Origin of the sequence: Psychroserpens sp. (genome assembly GCF_036960315.1) — a bacterium.
GTDB lineage: Bacteria > Bacteroidota > Bacteroidia > Flavobacteriales > Flavobacteriaceae > Psychroserpens.
Window position 1 is genome coordinate 28,243 of sequence record NZ_JBALVR010000011.1, and the last position, 15,712, is coordinate 43,954.

A 15,712-nucleotide genomic window follows, 5' to 3' on the forward strand; every position below is an offset into this window, starting at 1 on the left:
TCATCAAAATCATCATCTTCTTTGTAAATAAAATATACTGGTATAGCGGCAAATAGAAGTTTAAAAGTAGTATAGATGTTTTTTTATTCTCTTCCTATGTATTGAATTTCATTATCATCTTCAAAACCTACAACATCACGATATATAAAATATACTGGAAGGTAGATAATAGAAATTGTGAATAACACGCCTATTCCACAAGCGATAAATCCAAGCATACCTAAAATCCCAGTTACAAACATCAATCCAAAGGTTAAAAACCACTTCTTAGTTCCTAAACTGAAACTTAGCTTAACAATTTCTGTCTCGCTCAATTCTGGATTATTAGCAAAAATTACAGCAAAAAACGACAATGGGATAAAAGCATATATATAGGGCAATAAAAATAATGCTTGTGCTACTGAAGCAATTAAAGCATAGATTAAGCCAAGCAAAAAAACCTTTCTAATATGATCACCTTTAAAAAAATAAAACATATCATCATTTTGAGACTCCGTTAAATCAACTTGTTTACACATTCTATAAAACCCAGACAACATTCCCAAAACTATAGGGGTAACCAATATAGTTTGAGGCAAATTAACAAATGAACTTCTAGCATAAGACGTAAAAAAACTAAACTCTTCATATCCCGTAACATCATAGGGATTAGGAATAAGACCAATAGAAACTAATAAGAAAGCTATAATAACTCCTAAAACCATCGTAATTAAAATCATCAAAAATCCTTTTAACCATACTTTTTTAAATAGATTAATTGAGAGGTCTAGAATTTTTCCAAAGTCTAAATTTTGAGAGTTCTGTATTTTATTTTGAATATTTTGAAATGTCATTAAATTAAAATTTGGTTAATTCATCAAATGTAATTATTCTAGTGAGCTTCATAAATAAAAATTTCTATTTAGAGGTAACAATCCTTAAATGGTTGCGTCAAAATTTGTGTCATTTCCAATTCTTTTTAGTTCCTCATTGTCATCATCAAAACCAACAACTTCCTTATATATAAAATAAATTGGATGATACGTAAATGCAGCAGTTACGAACGCTCCAATACCACAGAGTAAAAACCCAACAAACGAAGCAAGTAATGACGCTACAAAGATTAACCCAAATGTAATTAACCATTTTTTAGTACCAATACTAAAACAAAGTCTAACTAAATCACCAGTACCTAAATCTGGATTAAATGCAAACATTATGGTGAAAAACGACAAGGGTATCATGGCATAGAATATTGGTATAAAACACAATAACATAGCAACAACAGCAATGATAAACGAAGCCAACATTAAAAGCACGATACGTCCAAAATATTTCCCTTTTAAGAAATAGAATAAATCTGATGTTTTCACAAGTTCGTTATGATCCAATGCTTTTAACACTCTAAAAAAACCAGCAGTCAATGCCAACTGTACTACACTCATAATCATGATGCCAACAAAAATTAACACAAGATACAATATGGAAAATCCTGCAAAGAATGTATTAAACGATTCAGTATCTGAATAACCACTTTCCTGTTGTGCTATCATCATAATAACCAAAGGCGCATATATAATTATGACAAATGGCAATGCCATTAGTATTAAGAACAATTGTAAAATGAGTCCATTTACCCAACTCTTTTTAAATAATTCTATAGATTTATTAAAAACATCTCCAAAGTCAAGCGCTTTGTTTAAATTGATTTTTGATTGAATGTCTTGGAAGGTCATTTAGATATAAAATTGGTTAGTACTTCAAATGTAATTATTCTTTTTAACAATATTCTATGACTGCCACTTTGTCATAATACTTAAATTTGTACTATCTTTGCATACTTAATGGACTGTACACTACTTTCAAAGATTTATGGAGAAAACGATTGACGAAAACAAACAAGGTGAACACCTAGTTTTAGAGAAAAAAGAAGGCAATACACGAAAACTTTTCATTGAAAGTTATGGCTGCGCTATGAATTTTAGCGACAGCGAAATTGTGGCTTCCATACTTTCAGATCAAGGGTATAATACAACTCAAAATCTTGAAGATGCCGATTTAGTTCTAGTCAATACCTGTTCTATTCGTGATAAAGCTGAACAAACCGTTAGAAAACGTTTAGAAAAATATAATGCTGTAAAACGCATTAATCCTAAAATGAAAGTGGGCGTTCTAGGCTGTATGGCTGAACGACTAAAAACCAAATTCTTAGAAGAAGAAAAAATAGTAGACCTCGTTGTAGGACCCGATGCTTACAAGGATTTACCAAATCTGTTGGCTGAAGTAGATGAAGGCAGAGATGCTATAAATGTTATTCTCTCAAAAGAAGAAACCTATGGAGATATTGCTCCTGTAAGGCTCAACACCAATGGCGTGACTGCTTACGTGTCTATTACGCGTGGTTGTGATAATATGTGTACGTTTTGCGTGGTGCCATTTACGCGAGGTCGCGAACGTAGTCGTGATCCTCAAAGTATTATTGAAGAAGTTAATGACTTATGGAATAAAGGCTACAAAGAAATTACGCTCTTAGGTCAAAATGTAGATAGCTATTTATGGTATGGTGGCGGACTCAAAAAAGACTTCGTTAAGGCTAGTGATATGCAAAAAGCAACGGCTGTAAATTTCTCACAGCTGTTAGAATTATGCGCCAAAGCACAACCTAAAATACGTATTCGTTTTTCAACATCAAATCCGCAAGATCTGACCTTAGACGTGATTGAGACCATGGCTAAGTTTGATAATATATGTAAGCATATTCATTTACCAGTTCAAAGTGGAAGCAATCGCATTCTCAAGGAAATGAATCGTTTACACACGCGAGAAGAATACTTCGAGCTCATTGATAATATTAGACGAATCTTACCAAATAGTTCGATTAGTCAGGATTTGATTTCTGGTTTCCCTTCGGAAACTGAACAAGACCATCAAGACACCTTAAGTCTTATGGACTATGTGAAATATAATTTTGGTTATATGTTTACCTATTCGGAACGACCAGGAACTATGGCAGAACGTAAAATGGATGACGATGTTCCTGAAGATGTTAAGAAACGTCGATTAGCGGAAATCGTACAACGACAACGTGAGCACAGTGAAATAAAAACTAAAGAATATTTAAACACTATTGTAGAAGTCCTAATTGAGCGTGAATCGAAAAAATCAGATCAGCAATGGTCTGGACGAACGTCTCAAAATATTGTGGCAGTTTTTCCGAAGGAAAATTATAACATTGGAGATTTGGTAAAGGTGAAAATCACAGATTGTACTAGTGCGACGCTGATAGGTGCAACAATTAAATATTCTAAAGACAATTAACTAAATGGAATCCATTCAAGCCATAAAACAACGTTTCGGAATTATAGGAAACGACCCAAAACTCAACCGAGCTATCGAAAAAGCGATCCAGGTTTCACCTACTGATATTTCGGTATTGGTTACAGGAGAAAGTGGTGTTGGTAAGGAAAGTATTCCTAAGATCATTCACCAATTATCTCATCGTAAACATGGCAAATACATTGCTGTTAACTGTGGCGCCATTCCAGAAGGAACGATCGATAGTGAACTTTTCGGCCATGAAAAAGGCGCCTTTACTGGAGCAACACAAACACGAAATGGTTATTTTGAAGTAGCGGATGGCGGAACCATTTTTTTAGATGAAGTTGGCGAATTACCGCTAACAACACAAGTCCGTTTATTGCGTGTATTAGAAAATGGCGAATTCATTAAAGTCGGCTCTAGTAAGGTTCAAAAAACAGATGTAAGAATCGTTGCTGCTACAAACGTTAACATGTTTGAAGCGATCAAAAAAGAGAAATTTCGTGAAGATTTATATTATAGACTGAGTACTGTAGACATCAACATTCCGCCGCTTAGAGAACGTAAGGAAGATATTCACTTACTATTCAGAAAGTTTGCCAGTGATTTCGCTTTAAAATACAAAATGCCAACCATCAAATTAACTGATGATGCTGTAATTATTCTAAAAAAGCATCGCTGGAATGGTAACATCAGACAGTTGCGAAATGCGGCTGAGCAGATTTCGGTATTAGAGCAAAATCGTACCATAAGTACAGCGACACTTCAAGGCTATTTACCAAATGGTAGCAGTAATCTTCCAGCTGTCATAAAAACTTCAAAAGCTGAAAGTGATTTCAGTAATGAACGTGAGATTCTTTACAAAGTGCTTTTTGATATGAAAAGTGACTTAAACGATCTTAAGAAGCTCACAATGAAATTGATGAAAAACGGCAACGTTTCCGAAGTAGAAAAAGATAACGAAGGTCTAATCCAAAAAATATATGGCGAACCTCAAAAGGAAAGCGCAATTGAAGAATTTGAAGATTTAGAAATATTAGCAATACCAGAACAGTCTAGTGAAATTTTTGATCCAGAAGATAAAAATCAAGACAAATATCATTTTGCTGAAGAAATCGAAGAAGAGGAAACCCTCTCCTTACATGACAAAGAACTAGAATTGATTAAAAAATCACTAGAACGTCACCAAGGCAAGCGCAAATTAGCAGCAGCCGAATTAGGAATTAGTGAACGCACATTATATAGAAAAATTAAACAATACGATCTTTAAGAAAAGTTTATGAAACCAACCAGAATAAAGCATTATCTTTAATGTTCTTTTTTAATTGTGGTTGATTACATTTGACAAGACATAAAAAAAAACCTCAAATGAAAGCTGTAGAAATATTTAGATTGCGATTATCGTTTTCACCAAATAGCTCTGAAGCAATTAGAAAAGAGGCTGAAGATCTAATTAACGACAAACATTACAAAGGTTACCGATTAATCACGACATCATTCACAATAGAAGGTGGTTATATTTATGCCTTTATAACTATGAAACGTCCAAACACGTATTAATGAAACAACTTAAATACATTACTCTACTTTTGATTTCGGTAACTATTTATGGTTGTAGCACGACATATTCATTTACCGGAACCTCAATTGCTGATAACATTGAAACCTTTCAGGTGAATTATTTCCAGAATTCATCAAATTTAATCGAACCAGGTTTTGATAGAGATTTCAAATTAGCTTTGGAAGATTTAATCTCCAATCAAACCAATTTAAACTTAACAACTACTAATGGTGATTTGATTTATGAAGGTGAGATTACAGAGTATCGCATCTCTCCTACTACAGCTCAAGCAAATAGTACAGCTGCACAAAATAGATTAACTGTTAGTGTCAACTTGAGATTTTATGATAAGAATGAACCTGACGAAGAATTTGAAAAGCGTTTTTCGTTTTTCTTCGATTTTGGTGGAAGTCAATTATTACAAGGCTCACAAAAAGATGCGGCACATGAAGCTATTTTTGAACGCTTAACACAAGATATTTTTAATGCAACCTTAGCTAAATGGTAGATGAATACTAAAGATTTTGCATATATATTACAAAACCCTCAACACATTACAGGTGAGCAAACCAGTGATTTGCATAATCTAACCATTCAATATCCTTACTTTCAATCGGCTAGAGCTTTATACCTTAAAGGCCTTAAAAACCAAGAAAGCTATGCCTACAATCAAGAATTAAAAACAACTGCTGCCCATATAACAGATAGAAGTATTTTGTTTGATTATATCACTTCGGAAGCATTTAATCAGAATGAAATATCTCAAATCATTAAACAAAACTCAGAGCACCTTAAAGAAATTACGGTTAATGAAGTCGATGATATTTCGATAGATAAAAGTGTAACTATAGATGATGCATTAAAACAGCATATTAAAAATACTGAAGGTGTACTCGATCCAGACTTGTTTGAGCAAAAAGTAAAACCAGAAGAAGTTGCACACTTTTTGACCTTACCAAAAAACACACCTGAGCAGGTTATTATTGACATCGATGACAAACACATTCAAGTAACACCTGAAGAAAAATTACAAATTGGCAAGCCTCTAGAATTTGAAAAAGATGAAACACATTCTTTTACGGAATGGTTAAAAATCACAAGTTTCAAACCTATAGAACGTAATGAGAACAAGACAATTTCCGTAGAAAAAATCGAAGAACCTGAAGCTCAAAATAGTACAGATAAAAATAAAAAGTTTGAGCTTATTGATCGATTTTTAGAAAACAATCCAAAGATTGTACCTTCTAAAGACGTACCAAAAATCAATATTGAGACTGATGATAAAGTTGCTCACGACGGACTAATGACTGAAACTTTAGCCAGAATTTATCTAGAGCAAAACAACTATGGAAAGGCAATTCAATCTTATAAAATTTTAAGTTTGAAATATCCAGAAAAAAGTGGTTTCTTTGCAGACCAAATTAAAGCAGTAAAAGAATTACAACAAAATAATACATAGACAAATGGAAGCGTTTACTATATTTTTAATCTTAATCATACTAGTTTCATTTTTACTTATCGTAGTAGTTATGGTACAAAACCCTAAAGGTGGAGGATTATCTTCTTCGTTTGGAGGTGGTGGCACTCAACAATTAGGAGGCGTTAAGAAAACAACCGACTTTTTAGACAAGAGTACTTGGGCTTTAGCTACTTTATTGTTAGCATTAATTTTAGCCTCTAATTTTGCTATTCCAGGAGCGAGAGGTTCACAAGAATCTAAAATAATCGATGGAACTGATCAAACAACTACTCCTTTGACAACTCCAGCAGACAATACTGATAATATAGCTAATCCAGCTGATTCTACAGGACAGTAGTAAGTCATTAAAACATATTATAAAAAATGCCAACTAAATAGTTGGCATTTTTTATTTCCCCTAATTCGGCAGGTAAGCCTGTAACTTTGTCAGTAAAATTTCATTGGCACATTTTTAGCATAATGCTTAAGCATTAACTGATACATTAAATTAAAAACACACATAACAATGAGCTTAAATATTAAACCATTAGCAGACAGAGTTCTTATCGAACCTGTAAAGGCTGAAACTAAAACAGCTTCAGGAATTATTATTCCAGACAATGCTAAAGAAAAACCACAAAAAGGAAAAGTTGTGGCTGTTGGTAAAGGCACAAAAGATGAACCTACGACGGTAAAACCTGGTGATACTGTTCTCTACGGAAAGTATGCTGGAACAGAATTAAAATTAGAAGGCAAAGATTACCTTATCATGCGTGAAAGTGACATTTTAGCGATTGTATAAACAACCTGTCATTCCGTACTAGATGCGGAATCCAATTAAACTAAGTTAAAACTAATAGATTCCTGCCTTCGCAGGAATGACAAAAAAATAATAAAAATGGCAAAAGATATAAAATTTGATATTGAAGCACGTGACGGATTAAAACGTGGTGTTGATGCATTAGCAAATGCAGTTAAAGTAACATTAGGACCAAAAGGTCGTAACGTAATTATTAGTCGATCATTTGGCGCACCTCAAGTCACTAAAGATGGTGTAACCGTTGCTAAAGAAGTAGAGCTTGATAATGAGCTTGAAAATATGGGAGCTCAAATGGTAAAAGAAGTTGCTTCTAAAACCAACGATTTAGCAGGTGATGGTACAACTACTGCTACCGTTTTAGCACAGGCTATAGTGAAAGAAGGATTGAAAAATGTTGCTGCAGGCGCTAATCCAATGGATTTAAAGCGTGGTATCGATAAAGCGGTTAAAGCAATTACTGAAAACCTTGAGAAGCAAGCAAAAAAAGTTGGAAATTCTTCGGAAATGATCAAACAAGTCGCTTCAATCTCTGCAAATAACGACGATACGATTGGTGACTTAATCGCTACAGCATTTGGTAAAGTTGGAAAAGAAGGTGTCATTACTGTTGAAGAAGCTAAAGGAACTGATACGTATGTAGATGTTGTTGAAGGAATGCAATTTGACAGAGGGTATTTATCACCTTATTTTGTAACAGATTCGGATAAAATGATTGCCGATTTAGAAAATCCGTACGTTTTATTATTCGATAAGAAGATTTCTAACTTACAGGAAATCCTTCCAATATTAGAACCGGTATCACAATCTAGTCGTCCACTTTTAATTATTGCTGAAGATGTAGAAGGTCAAGCCTTAGCAACTTTAGTGGTTAATAAACTACGTGGTGGATTAAAAGTTGCTGCAGTGAAAGCTCCAGGATTTGGTGATCGTCGTAAAGCAATGCTTGAAGATATCGCTATCTTAACTGGCGGAACAGTGATTTCTGAAGAACGTGGCTTTTCACTTGAGAATGCAGATTTAAGCATGCTTGGAACTGCTGAATCTATAATGATTGACAAAGACAATACGACTATTGTTAATGGTGCTGGTAATTCTTCTGACATCAAAGCAAGAGTGAATCAAATCAAAGCTCAAATTGAAACTTCAACTAGTGATTACGATAAAGAAAAACTACAAGAACGTTTGGCTAAGTTAGCTGGAGGTGTTGCAGTTCTTTATGTTGGTGCAGCAAGTGAAGTTGAAATGAAAGAGAAAAAAGATAGAGTTGATGATGCATTACACGCAACAAGAGCCGCAGTTGAAGAAGGTATCGTTGCTGGTGGTGGTGTTGCTCTAGTTAGAGCAAAATCTGTTTTAGAAAAAATCACTACTGAAAACCTTGATCAGACGACTGGTGTACAAATCGTAAATAGAGCAATTGAAGCACCTTTACGTACTATTGTGGAGAATGCTGGTGGCGAAGGTTCTGTAGTAATTAATAAAGTATTAGAAGGCAAAAAAGACTTTGGTTTTGATGCGAAGTCTGAAACTTATGTCGATATGCTTAAAGCAGGAATCATTGATCCTAAAAAAGTAACACGTATCGCCTTAGAAAATGCAGCATCTGTAGCTGGAATGATTTTGACTACAGAATGTGCTTTAGTTGATATCAAAGAAGATGCACCTGCTGGTGGAATGCCACCAATGGGAGGCGGAATGCCAGGTATGATGTAACAACGAATGGCGAATCGCCATAGATGTGCTACTTACCCAAACGCACACTACATATTTTAAATAAAAAGAGCCTTTGATAAAAATCAAAGGCTCTTTTTATTATTACTAAATTCTAATTAGTTTTCATGATCATCAACCACGTCGACATCTCTGTATTTACAACAAGGATGAACTGTTGCATAAGCTTCTGCTGTAGCTTTTAAAGCTTTGGTATCATGACCAACAGCCGCGATTTTTTTACCAATCGTTTCAAGGTTGGTTTTACGTTCGTCAAAAATTAATTTGAGTTCATGGGTTTTCACATTCCAAATAGCAGATTTAACACCTTTGGTTCTAATTGCTGCTTTTTCAATTCGTTCTTTACACATTAAACACACACCATCTACTTCCATTGAAGCTTTAGCATTTTTATTTTGCGCAAATGTTAGTGTTGTTAACATAACAGCCAATACTAATAATATCTTTTTCATCTCTCTATTATTTTATTTTAAATCGTAATCCTGCGTAATACATGCTTCCAAAAATTGGTCCATATACAAACGTTGTATCAAAATTTGAACCAAAAGGATCATCGGCGCCCAAAATCGGGTCACTCTGTCTAACATTTGTGATATTTTCACCGCCTAAATATACTTCAAATTTAGGAGAAAAGACTTTCGTCACTTGGGCATTTAGGGTTCCAACCGTTGGTGATTCTTCTGAAAGCCTAAACTCTATTGGGTTTGAGCTAGTCGATGCAAATCGTTGCTCGCTTAGCCAATTATACGTTAGATCGAATTTCCAACGTGCAAATTCACCTTCTTGAACACGTGTTTCATATGAAGCATTTGCAAAAAACCGATGCTTCGGTATTAATGGCTTCGCTTGTCTTCCAGATGTATAATCGGTTTGGACATCATAATACTTGTACGCGGTTCTGAAATCGAAAAGCTCAAACATATTATAATTGAGTTCTACCTGAAAGCTATTAGCAAAACTATCACCCTCCAGGTTATAGAAATTAACTTCCTGAGGATTTTCCCAATCTACAACGACTTGATTCTCAAAATCGGTTCTATAAAAATCAAATGTGATGTCTGCTTTTCTTTCGAAGAGATTAAATCCTTGAAGATATGAGATACCGTAATTCCATGCGATTTCAGGATCTAATCCATAGATGTTTCCGCCAGAATTTAAAATATTAATCGTTCTCGACGTTGCAAAAATATTCTGATTTTCAGCAAAAACATTAGCACTTCGTTTTCCTCTTCCTACGGATGCTCGTAAAGCAGATTTTTCCCAAGGCGTGAATCTCGCATGCAAACGTGGCGTGATAAATTCTCCTAATAAATTATGTGTATCAAAACGCAAACCGGCTGTTAAAGTAAATTTATCCAAATCATCATAAGCATATTCAAAGAAGGCTCCTGCTGATCGCTCACTACGTTCAAATTTCGTATCAAGCGTAAACTCATCATAATGATCATAAGTAAACCCAAGACCTGTTTTAATCTTGTGTCTGGAGTCTGTAATTATTGAGTTATAAATCACATTCGAGTATATACTATTGTGCTTAATATCATATTTATTTAAACCAAAATACGAATCCTGACTATGCGTACTATAAGCAAATTGCACACCTAAACTTTGCCAAGGGACTTCTGGATTTACATATCCAAACTTCGTAGTAATTTCAAAACGTTCTGTATCAATTTCGCTTCCCCACGCATTGGTTGTTAAACGATCAGTATCCGGATTAAAATCCATTTGACCTGCTTGATTATTGTCGCTTAAATATCTAACATTTATAAAGCTCACAAAACCTTTTTCAGGATTAGTATATTGCCAACGGTTCATCACATTAATTTGTTTCTTGAGTGGCACATCTAAAAATGTATCGTCATTTTTATCAAACTTTTCATCTCTCAGGTTACCATGAATATACAATCCTGTACTCCACTTCTCACTGACTTTAGTATTGAAATGTGTATTAAGTTCAAGCCTACCATTCATTGAACCATACAGATTAACAAAAAACTTATCATCTGTAGTTGGCTTTTGAAGCTCGGCATTGATTTGACCTGCTATACTTTCAAATCCGTTAACCACACTTCCTGCACCTTTGGTGATTTGAATACTCTCTACCCAAGTTCCAGGAATAAAACTCAATCCATAGGCCTGTGACGCACCTCTTATGGATGGAATGTTTTCTGTAGTAATCAAAATATATTTACTCGTTAATCCCAACATTTTAATTTGACGCGTTCCTGTAACTGCATCAGAAAAATTGACATCTATTGACGGGTTGGTTTCAAAACTTTCCGATAGATTACAACAAGCCGCTTTAAGTAATTCGGCACTACTTACCGTCGTTATATTTTGCGAACTCAAATATGATTTTCTAGTGGCTTGTTTTCGCGCAGTTAAAGTGATTTCATCCAAATCGCTTGTAGCTTCAAGCAAATGCTTGATATATCTAGGCTTAGTGATGGTTAGCGTATCTGTTTTAAAACCAACAAAACTAATCACAAGTTTCATATAACTAGGCTCGTATGGAATACTAAACTTTCCATCAATATCTGTAACTGCACCTACTGAGGTATCAAGCCAAAATACATTAGCTCCAGCTAGAGGGAAAATTTTATTTCCCGAAGTTGCTTCGGTTACTATGCCTTCTATTTTTTCTTGAGAAAAGGAAAAAATGGGAAGCATTAATAAGATTAATAGTAATCGTTTCATTTTAATTGTAGGTTTTTATAAGCATAATGACAGCCATAATAATCATGACACTGTTTTCTATAAACGTGGCCTTGGTCATTGGGAGTTTTAAAGCGGTTCCTAGGCACGCACATTGAATCGATTTTTTATCTACTAGTGTTTTTATAACTCCGAAAGTCGTAATACCTAGAACAACTAATGTTAGGATCAAAGCGAATGAAATTTGAAAACGTATCAAAAATAGTATCCCAAGTGCAACTTCAACAAACGGATACACCCAAGCATAAGCTGGAATCACCTTTGCCAATGGATCGTACATTCTGAAACTTTTTGGGAAACCCTTTAAATCTAATAATTTAAAAAAGCTAAATACGATGTAAAATAAACCCATAAAATCAAGCATAAATGCTTCAGAATTCCATGGACTGACATTCAACAAGACTGAAGCAACGATGATATAAGCGAAAATCAAGAACAACGGAAATAATTGTCTCAACTCGCTTTTTTCGACGTCTTTTTCTTCGGAAACCGGAGTAAACAAAGCGGCATCTTCCTTTTCAGAAATCGTAAATTTCTCTGGCAAGGCTTGTTGTAAAACTTCTGAAGTTATAGGCTTAGACATCCTAATTTCAGCTTCAGAATGCTCTAAATCTACCGTAACGACTTCAACATTATCAACTGATAATAATGCCTTTTCTACCGAAGATTTGCATCCATTACAAGTCATACCTGTAACTCTATATATATGTGTCATTATGTTTTTTTTTGATATAATACTTGAAGACTGAATGTTGTCAGTCCTTAAAATCTTAAAAGCAGCATAATATCAAATTAGGAATACTTGATCAAGCACATGTATATCTGTAATCAAGTTGGGAGGTGTGTAATTTTTATGAGGAATAATCCGGTTTGGGAGAAATTCAAACAAATCCTGAAACGCATGCACAAAAGCCAACATAAATTGCTGTTGCTCAAATTCTAAATCATCAAATGTCTTAACTGTTAATTGATCCTGACCTTCAATTAAGTCAAACGTAACTTTACAACAAGACATTTTAGTGATCTGTTCTTGCTCGATTTCAAAAGCTTCTATCACGCATTTTTCGACATCGCTAAATACAGCAACGTCAATTAAAACATCGCCACAAAAATGCTTCTCAACAGTAAAAGACACCGTAGAAAATAACAATAGTATTGCTATTGTTATCGAAGCTAGTTTATGTAAAACTTGTTTTAACATAAGGCAAAGTTAAGAAAAAAGAAATTAGCCGTAATTAAATTACAGCTTGATTAACCGTTTAATTTTTAAGCTTATAATAATAAAATGCAGGAAGTAAAAGCAGTAAAAACATAGGCTGAATCAAGAAACGTCTAAAATTGAAAAATAAATAATAATCTTCTTGTTTTGGATTAATTACAAAGTACAAGAAGAATAGCATTAAAATAACATAAGCTATGGTATAGACCGCAACCGAAAATTTGACAATCGATTTATCTCGAAAGAAGATAAAAATAATACCAAGTGAAATTACAGAATTTAGCAGATATCGCAAGGTCGTAAACAGTGATAGTTTTAAAATTTCTCGACGTGGAGAATCCATATGCAAATAATCACTCTTAAAAAATAAGAGGTAAGGATCGTAAAATAATTCATTTTCAAAAAAACGAATTAGAATTAGTATTCCAAAAAGAGTTAAGAGCAATATGTAGATAATTGACTTACGCATTCTTTTTCCTTTTTTTTGAAAATCGATTCACCCAAAACATCCAAAGCAGAAAAACCATTCCGTAGATAATCATTGGGAAAATTACCGTATGCAAAATATCTTTTCGCCAAGGATAATTATACAAACCTATAGAAAGTATCGCTATTCGCAATAAGTTTACTGAGTAAATGAGTACACTACCTGATAACACATACAAAAACGTTGGTTTAAACTTATCTGCAAAAGCGATGACAAATGACATAAAGAGAATGATAACACTTACAGAATTACAACCCTCAACAACCCTAGCGACAAATTTATGATTAACAATTAATTTCATAGAAGTTTCATTGGCATGAGGCTTTGTTACAGCATCATAACCAAAAACATCTATCAGCATTTCGCTTTGATTTGCCACCAGGTTGGTGATATAATCTGGATAGTATTTAGAACCATCCGAAAAATCCAAATACAACTTATAAGCCATTGTAAAGACAACATAAACCGTTAGAAAGGTTAGTATAAATTTTACAACCGACTTATATTTTAAAAAGAGTGCTTTCATTAAGAGTTAAAATTATATAAATTGAATCTAGAAATGACGCTTTTTAAATACTTTTACCAAAAATTTTGAAACCTATGACATTCGAAGCCTTAAAACTTCAAGTTGAAACAATCATCACTAGCTCTAAAACTGTTGATGAACGTTTATTAGCTATTTGTACTCTTTTAGAAGAAAACATATCCTATTATAATTGGGTAGGTTTCTATTTTAAAAATGGTGATAAAAATGAGTTGAAGTTAGGTCCTTACGTTGGTGAACCTACCGATCATATAATTATTCCCTTCGGAAAAGGGATTTGCGGACAAGTAGCTGTATCTAATGAAAATTTTGTGGTTCCAGATGTATCTGCTCAAGATAACTATATAGCCTGCAGCATAACGGTTAAAGCAGAAATTGTGATTCCTGTTTTTGTGAACGGCGAAAACATTGGTCAAATAGATATTGACTCTAATACAACAGATCCTTTTACTTCGGAAGATGAACGCTTTTTAGAATTTGTTTGCGAGAAGGTAGCCGATATTATCTAAATATTCTTTTTGGTCTAACATTCTCTTTTAACTAAATTCTACATTCCTGTTCTAATCGCCTCAACTGGATCTAATTTAGATGCCGAAATTGCCGGTATGACTCCGGAGAGTAATCCAATTAATGTAGATAGCGAGAATCCCAAGAAGACGTTGCTAAAAGAGAGAACAAATTCAAAATCTAAAGCAGCTGTGGCTATTAAGGATATAATCCAAACCATAATAATTCCAATTACTCCACCTAAAACAGATAAAATAACAGCTTCAAACAAGAACTGAAACAAGATAAATCTGTTTTTTGCTCCTAATGACTTCTGAATTCCAATGAGATTCGTTCGCTCACGTACACTTACAAACATAATATTAGCAATTCCAAATCCTCCAACGAGTAGTGAAAATCCACTAATAATCCAGCCAATCGTATTTAGTGTTGCAATAATACCATCAATAAATTGGGTGAATCCAGAAATTTTATTAACAAAAAAGTTATCAGGCTCATCAGCTTTCAAACCTCTGTAAGCCCGATATTTTTGTTTTAAAACTGCTTCAAAAGCGCCAATATCTACATTTTTTTCTGGTTTGATAATAATAGCCCCAGGAATACCATCTGAACCTCCATTTTGAAAACGACGCACAAAATTTGCAGGAACATAGGCCTTTTCATCAGGGGAATCTCCTAATCCAGAACCCACTTTTTTCAACACACCAATAACCGTTAACTTTCGTCCGTATGCACGAATTGTTTTTCCTATTGGATTTATATTTTCAAAGAGATTATCTGCAGTAGCACTACCTAAAACCATGACGTTTGCTCCAGAGATAGATTCAGATTCAGTATAAAAACGACCTTCGGCAACTTTCATGTTTTCTATGTCGTAAATGCCTTCAGAAACTGGCGTAATATTAACTCCAGAAACCGTATTTCCTTCATACTTGATGTTTTCGCTACCGCCAAAAATAACATATGCTATGGCATTAATGTCAGGCACATTACGCTCAATAAACTCAAAATCATCATGTTCAGTTTGCGGGAAATTATCGCGTTGCCATCTCGGCACTTCAGTTGGGCCAAAAGAATACTTCGTTAAATACATCGTATTCTTATCTAAACCACTCAATTGATCTTTAATACTTTTATCTAAAGAATCTACTGCAGACAAAACCGCAATAATGGAGAAGATTCCTATAGTAATTCCTAAAAGTGATAAGAATGTTCGTAGCTTATTATTACGCAACGCGTTAATAGCGAACGAAAAACTCTCCTTAAATAACCTTAGATAAACAAGCATGAGATTGGTTTAGTTTTCTAGAAAACTACTAGAATTATAAAGGTAGGACGTTTTCAACAATTTTTTGTTACAAAAAACTCA

18 protein-coding genes are annotated in these 15,712 nt (G+C 34.1%); 9 read left to right on the forward strand and 9 right to left on the reverse strand.

Annotation, left to right across the window (positions count from 1 at the left end; genetic code table 11):
* Positions 1-83: 83 nt before the first annotated feature.
* Positions 84-833: a hypothetical protein gene (locus V7719_RS15770; protein ID WP_335730905.1), complete on the reverse strand. Its 750-nt coding sequence runs from the start codon at positions 831-833 to the stop codon at positions 84-86.
* 84 nt (positions 834-917) lie between these two features.
* A complete protein-coding gene (locus V7719_RS15775) occupies positions 918-1,715 on the reverse strand; it encodes a hypothetical protein (protein ID WP_335730906.1) in 798 nt (265 codons plus the stop codon).
* Between the two features lie 136 nt (positions 1,716-1,851).
* Here V7719_RS15775 and miaB point away from each other — a divergent pair, with 136 nt between their 5' ends.
* From miaB to groL, 8 genes are all read left to right on the forward strand, one after another.
* Complete coding sequence (gene miaB, locus V7719_RS15780) at positions 1,852-3,297, forward strand: tRNA (N6-isopentenyl adenosine(37)-C2)-methylthiotransferase MiaB (RefSeq protein WP_335730907.1); 1,446 nt, start codon at positions 1,852-1,854, stop codon at positions 3,295-3,297.
* A gap of 4 nt (positions 3,298-3,301) precedes the next feature.
* Positions 3,302-4,567 (forward strand): sigma-54 interaction domain-containing protein, encoded by a 1,266-nt coding sequence (locus V7719_RS15785; protein WP_335730908.1) that lies wholly within the window; start codon positions 3,302-3,304, stop codon positions 4,565-4,567.
* A gap of 98 nt (positions 4,568-4,665) precedes the next feature.
* The gene (locus V7719_RS15790; protein WP_335730909.1) at positions 4,666-4,857 is read left to right on the forward strand and encodes a hypothetical protein; all 192 of its coding nucleotides are present in this window, start codon (positions 4,666-4,668) and stop codon (positions 4,855-4,857) included.
* Positions 4,857-5,366 carry an LptE family protein gene (gene lptE, locus V7719_RS15795; protein ID WP_335730910.1) on the forward strand — a complete coding sequence of 170 codons (510 nt, stop codon included), beginning with the start codon at positions 4,857-4,859 and terminating at the stop codon, positions 5,364-5,366. The genes V7719_RS15790 and lptE overlap by 1 nt, the downstream gene beginning before the upstream one ends.
* Complete coding sequence (locus V7719_RS15800; protein ID WP_335730911.1) at positions 5,367-6,317, forward strand: hypothetical protein; 951 nt, start codon at positions 5,367-5,369, stop codon at positions 6,315-6,317.
* Positions 6,318-6,321: 4 nt separating this feature from the next.
* A complete protein-coding gene (secG, locus tag V7719_RS15805; RefSeq protein ID WP_335730912.1) occupies positions 6,322-6,675 on the forward strand; it encodes a preprotein translocase subunit SecG in 354 nt (117 codons plus the stop codon).
* A gap of 168 nt (positions 6,676-6,843) precedes the next feature.
* Positions 6,844-7,119: a co-chaperone GroES gene (locus V7719_RS15810; RefSeq protein ID WP_335730913.1), complete on the forward strand. Its 276-nt coding sequence runs from the start codon at positions 6,844-6,846 to the stop codon at positions 7,117-7,119.
* A gap of 96 nt (positions 7,120-7,215) precedes the next feature.
* The gene (groL, locus tag V7719_RS15815; protein WP_335730914.1) at positions 7,216-8,850 is read left to right on the forward strand and encodes a chaperonin GroEL; all 1,635 of its coding nucleotides are present in this window, start codon (positions 7,216-7,218) and stop codon (positions 8,848-8,850) included.
* A gap of 116 nt (positions 8,851-8,966) precedes the next feature.
* Here the strand turns inward: groL and V7719_RS15820 are convergent, their stop codons facing one another.
* The 6 genes from V7719_RS15820 to xrtF form a co-directional block, all read right to left on the reverse strand.
* Positions 8,967-9,320 (reverse strand): heavy-metal-associated domain-containing protein, encoded by a 354-nt coding sequence (locus V7719_RS15820; protein WP_335730915.1) that lies wholly within the window; start codon positions 9,318-9,320, stop codon positions 8,967-8,969.
* Between the two features lie 7 nt (positions 9,321-9,327).
* The gene (locus V7719_RS15825) at positions 9,328-11,568 is read right to left on the reverse strand and encodes a TonB-dependent receptor plug domain-containing protein (protein ID WP_335730916.1); all 2,241 of its coding nucleotides are present in this window, start codon (positions 11,566-11,568) and stop codon (positions 9,328-9,330) included.
* 1 nt (position 11,569) lies between these two features.
* Entirely contained in the window at positions 11,570-12,301 is a 732-nt protein-coding gene (locus V7719_RS15830) for a heavy-metal-associated domain-containing protein (protein WP_335730917.1), read from the reverse strand.
* Positions 12,302-12,373: 72 nt separating this feature from the next.
* Positions 12,374-12,787, reverse strand: a complete 414-nt coding sequence (locus V7719_RS15835) for an HYC_CC_PP family protein (protein WP_335730918.1) — start codon at positions 12,785-12,787, stop codon at positions 12,374-12,376.
* Positions 12,788-12,845: 58 nt separating this feature from the next.
* Entirely contained in the window at positions 12,846-13,274 is a 429-nt protein-coding gene (locus tag V7719_RS15840; protein WP_335730919.1) for an exosortase F system-associated membrane protein, read from the reverse strand.
* Positions 13,267-13,818: an exosortase family protein XrtF gene (gene xrtF / locus V7719_RS15845; RefSeq protein WP_335730920.1), complete on the reverse strand. Its 552-nt coding sequence runs from the start codon at positions 13,816-13,818 to the stop codon at positions 13,267-13,269. The genes V7719_RS15840 and xrtF overlap by 8 nt, the downstream gene beginning before the upstream one ends.
* A 74-nt stretch (positions 13,819-13,892) precedes the next feature.
* On the opposite strand from xrtF, the gene V7719_RS15850 reads away from it, so the two are divergent.
* Positions 13,893-14,345, forward strand: a complete 453-nt coding sequence (locus tag V7719_RS15850; protein WP_335730921.1) for a GAF domain-containing protein — start codon at positions 13,893-13,895, stop codon at positions 14,343-14,345.
* 38 nt (positions 14,346-14,383) lie between these two features.
* Here the strand turns inward: V7719_RS15850 and V7719_RS15855 are convergent, their stop codons facing one another.
* Entirely contained in the window at positions 14,384-15,631 is a 1,248-nt protein-coding gene (locus V7719_RS15855; RefSeq protein WP_335730922.1) for an ABC transporter permease, read from the reverse strand.
* Positions 15,632-15,712: the final 81 nt, after the last annotated feature.

What these genes read in the sequence shown, in the direction of transcription:
- V7719_RS15790 (WP_335730909.1), top strand. Translation starts at nt 4,666, where the DNA reads ATGAAAGCTGTAGAAATATTTAGATTGCGATTATCGTTTTCACCAAAT.
- V7719_RS15775 (WP_335730906.1), bottom strand. Translation starts at nt 1,715, where the DNA reads ATGACCTTCCAAGACATTCAATCAAAAATCAATTTAAACAAAGCGCTT.
- V7719_RS15820 (WP_335730915.1), bottom strand. Translation starts at nt 9,320, where the DNA reads ATGAAAAAGATATTATTAGTATTGGCTGTTATGTTAACAACACTAACA.
- V7719_RS15840 (WP_335730919.1), bottom strand. Translation starts at nt 13,274, where the DNA reads ATGCGTAAGTCAATTATCTACATATTGCTCTTAACTCTTTTTGGAATA.
- lptE (WP_335730910.1), top strand. Translation starts at nt 4,857, where the DNA reads ATGAAACAACTTAAATACATTACTCTACTTTTGATTTCGGTAACTATT.
- V7719_RS15855 (WP_335730922.1), bottom strand. Translation starts at nt 15,631, where the DNA reads ATGCTTGTTTATCTAAGGTTATTTAAGGAGAGTTTTTCGTTCGCTATT.
- miaB (WP_335730907.1), top strand. Translation starts at nt 1,852, where the DNA reads ATGGAGAAAACGATTGACGAAAACAAACAAGGTGAACACCTAGTTTTA.
- V7719_RS15810 (WP_335730913.1), top strand. Translation starts at nt 6,844, where the DNA reads ATGAGCTTAAATATTAAACCATTAGCAGACAGAGTTCTTATCGAACCT.
- V7719_RS15770 (WP_335730905.1), bottom strand. Translation starts at nt 833, where the DNA reads ATGACATTTCAAAATATTCAAAATAAAATACAGAACTCTCAAAATTTA.
- V7719_RS15835 (WP_335730918.1), bottom strand. Translation starts at nt 12,787, where the DNA reads ATGTTAAAACAAGTTTTACATAAACTAGCTTCGATAACAATAGCAATA.
- groL (WP_335730914.1), top strand. Translation starts at nt 7,216, where the DNA reads ATGGCAAAAGATATAAAATTTGATATTGAAGCACGTGACGGATTAAAA.
- xrtF (WP_335730920.1), bottom strand. Translation starts at nt 13,818, where the DNA reads ATGAAAGCACTCTTTTTAAAATATAAGTCGGTTGTAAAATTTATACTA.
- V7719_RS15800 (WP_335730911.1), top strand. Translation starts at nt 5,367, where the DNA reads ATGAATACTAAAGATTTTGCATATATATTACAAAACCCTCAACACATT.
- V7719_RS15830 (WP_335730917.1), bottom strand. Translation starts at nt 12,301, where the DNA reads ATGACACATATATATAGAGTTACAGGTATGACTTGTAATGGATGCAAA.
- secG (WP_335730912.1), top strand. Translation starts at nt 6,322, where the DNA reads ATGGAAGCGTTTACTATATTTTTAATCTTAATCATACTAGTTTCATTT.
- V7719_RS15850 (WP_335730921.1), top strand. Translation starts at nt 13,893, where the DNA reads ATGACATTCGAAGCCTTAAAACTTCAAGTTGAAACAATCATCACTAGC.
- V7719_RS15825 (WP_335730916.1), bottom strand. Translation starts at nt 11,568, where the DNA reads ATGAAACGATTACTATTAATCTTATTAATGCTTCCCATTTTTTCCTTT.
- V7719_RS15785 (WP_335730908.1), top strand. Translation starts at nt 3,302, where the DNA reads ATGGAATCCATTCAAGCCATAAAACAACGTTTCGGAATTATAGGAAAC.